Source organism: Halorubrum sp. SD612, assembly GCF_002135005.1.
The window spans coordinates 1-2,582 of the sequence record NZ_NEWI01000255.1 but is presented as its reverse complement, the minus strand read 5'-3'; the positions used below and the strand labels follow the sequence as shown (position 1 = coordinate 2,582).

The 2,582-nt window shown below is 70.3% G+C and carries 3 protein-coding genes and 1 pseudogene; 2 read left to right on the top strand and 2 right to left on the bottom strand.

Annotated elements, in window-relative coordinates:
• On the top strand, positions 1-971 hold a 971-nt coding region (locus tag B9G38_RS16005), incomplete at its 5' end, for a DUF5915 domain-containing protein (RefSeq protein ID WP_143415548.1).
• A gap of 103 nt (positions 972-1,074) precedes the next feature.
• Complete coding sequence (locus B9G38_RS16000; RefSeq protein WP_086221036.1) at positions 1,075-1,548, top strand: N-acetyltransferase; 474 nt, start codon at positions 1,075-1,077, stop codon at positions 1,546-1,548.
• A 35-nt stretch (positions 1,549-1,583) separates the two neighbouring features.
• Here B9G38_RS16000 and lrpA1 read toward each other — a convergent pair whose 3' ends face one another.
• Entirely contained in the window at positions 1,584-2,012 is a 429-nt protein-coding gene (gene lrpA1, locus B9G38_RS15995; RefSeq protein WP_086221035.1) for an HTH-type transcriptional regulator LrpA1, read from the bottom strand.
• Between the two features lie 83 nt (positions 2,013-2,095).
• Positions 2,096-2,582 (bottom strand): annotated as a pseudogene (locus B9G38_RS15990) (2-ketoglutarate ferredoxin oxidoreductase subunit beta); the annotation flags it as partial.

Here is a 2,582-nt window from a genome sequence, read left to right as displayed (position 1 = left end):
CGCGGTTCTACGGGAAGGCCGTCCGCGACCGCATGTGGGAGGAGGCCGACTCCGCCTCGAAGCGCGGCGCGTACGCCACGCTCGCGACCGTCCTCGACGAGGTGATCCGGCTGCTCGCGCCGATCGCGCCGTACCTCACCGAGCGGATGTACCAGCGGCTCGACGGCGGGGCCACGACGGTCCACGCGCTGTCGTACCCCGAGCCGGACGCCGCGCTTCGCGACTCCGATCTCGAACGCGACGTGGCGGTCTTCCGCGACGTCGAGGAGGCGGCCGCGAACGCGCGCCAGCAGGCCGGCCGCAAGCTCCGCTGGCCCGTCCCGCGCGTCGTCGTCGAGACGGACGACGAGACGGTCGCGGCCGCGGTCGACCGGCTCTCGGATCTCATCGCCGACCGCGTCAACGCCCGCGAGGTGGTCGTCACCGACGCCTTCGACGAGCTGGTCGAGACCGCGGAGCCGCAGATGGCGGCCGTCGGCCCCGCCTTCGGCGGCGACGCACAGAAGGTGATGGAGGCGGTTCAGGGAGCCACCCGCGCGGCGGTCGAGGGCGGCGAGGTGACCGTCGACGGCGAGCCGGTCGACCTCGACGACGAGATGGTCGAGTACGTCGCCGAGCCGCCGGAGAACGTCTCCGGCGCCGACTTCGAGGGCGGCACCGTCTACGTCGACACCTCGCTGACCTCCGACATCGAGTCCGAGGGCTACGCGCGCGACGTGATCCGCCGCGTTCAGGAGATGCGCAAGGAGCTCGACTTAGACGTGGAGGCCCGGATCCGCGTCGGCGTCGCGGTCGACGACGACCGCGTCGCCGGCTTCGTGGACGACCACGCCGACCTGATCGCCGGCGAGGTGCGGGCCGACGCGTGGCTCGACGACCCGACCGACGCCGCGGACGCCGACGGCGGCCTCGTCGAGGAGTGGGAGGTCGAGGGCGTCGCGGTCACGATCGGCATCGAGCCGGTCGCGTAGGGGCTCGGCGGCTCCCCGGTCCCCCGGCCGCTTCCCCCGGCGGTACTGTGCCAACAGTTCTCATCCCGAAACCTATAGGTGCGTTCTTTACTCACGGTCGAACATGGATGTCCGGGCGGCTCGGCCCGACGACGCGGAGGACCTGCGAACGGCGGTCTCGCGAGCCCGCGAGGAGACGGTGTTCGACGACATCGGCGCTCCGCTGCTCGACGTGTCCGCCGCCGGCGTCCGCGAGGCCGCCGCCGAGGCGGAGTGGTCGTTCCTGATGGAACACGCCGAGGAGGGACCTGTCGGGCTCGCCATCGCGCACCCGGACCCGGACGAGACCGAGGCGGAGCTGCTGGCGCTGTGGGTTCACCCGAGCCGCGCGGGCGAGGGCGTCGCGGACGAGCTGCTCGCCCGCGTCGGGAACGCGCTCGCCGACCGCGGGGTCGGGACCCTGCGCGCGACGGTCCCCGCGGACCGGCCCAGCGCGGAGGAGTTCTTCACCGCGCAGGGGTTCGCGCACCGCGGCACGCGCCGCAGCCCCGCCGGCGACGAGTCGGTCGTCGTCGCGGAGCCGCATGCGCTCGCCTGACGCCGGCGGAAGGAAGGGGGCGACCGCCGAACGGTCTACTTCAGGCGCTCTTGGAGGAACGAGGGGTGTGCCGCCGTGACGCCGTCGACGCCGAGCAGCGCCTCGGAGATGACCTCGCCCAGCTCGTCGCCGTCGCCGGCGCGGACCTCTGCCATCAGCATGTGGTCGCCGGAGGAGGTGTACAGCGCCTGGACCTCGTCGAGCGACTTCAGCTCGCGGGTGGCCTCCACGTACTGGCCGGAGTCGACGTCCATGCCGACCATGGCGATCGACTGCGACGAGAGCTTCTTCGGGTCGACCTCGGCGGAGTAGCCGACGATCACGCCCCGCTCCTCGAGGCGGTCGATGTACTTTCGCACCGTCGGCTTCGAGACGTCCGCGCGGTCGGCGATCTCTCCGCAGGACGCCTGTGCGTCCTCTTCTAACACGGAGAGGATCCGCTCTTCCGTCGATACCGTACTCATACCTCTTCGTTTGTCACCAATGAAAAAATACCTTGCGAATCAAAAAACGAACCCACCGCGCCGTGAACGGTCGCCGGGCCCGCTCAGGCGTGTTTGTCGAGGAACATGTCGTGGGAGCGCTCCCACTCGTACTCGTCGTCCCAGTAGCGCTCTGCGAGCGGCTCTTCGGGCATCTCGCCGATCGCGCGCTTCTCCTCCCCGTAGGAGGGGCGGTCCTCGTCGACGTAGAAGCGGCCGGTGAGGACCTCGCCCTCGTACAGCGACTCCTCGGTCTCGCGCATCATCTCCTGGGCCTCGACGCGGTCCGTCACGTCGAAGTCGTAGTCGTCGGACTCGTTGACGTCGATGTAGGGGACGTACTGGCGCGCGTCCTTGTTCCAGGTCGGACACTGGGTGAGGAAGTCGACGTGCGCGAACCCGTCGTGCTCGATCGCCTCGACGAGGATCTCCTTCGCCTGGTTCGGATTCACCGCCGCCGTGCGGGCGACGTAGGAGGCGCCGGCGTTGAGCGACATCGAGAGCGGTTTGATCGGCTCCTTGGCGCTCCCGTGAGGCTGCGTTTTCGACTTG

Bases quoted from the DNA above. Each gene is read 5' to 3' on its own strand.
- B9G38_RS16000 (WP_086221036.1), top strand. From the start codon at position 1,075: ATGGATGTCCGGGCGGCTCGGCCCGACGACGCGGAGGACCTGCGAACG.
- lrpA1 (WP_086221035.1), bottom strand. From the start codon at position 2,012: ATGAGTACGGTATCGACGGAAGAGCGGATCCTCTCCGTGTTAGAAGAG.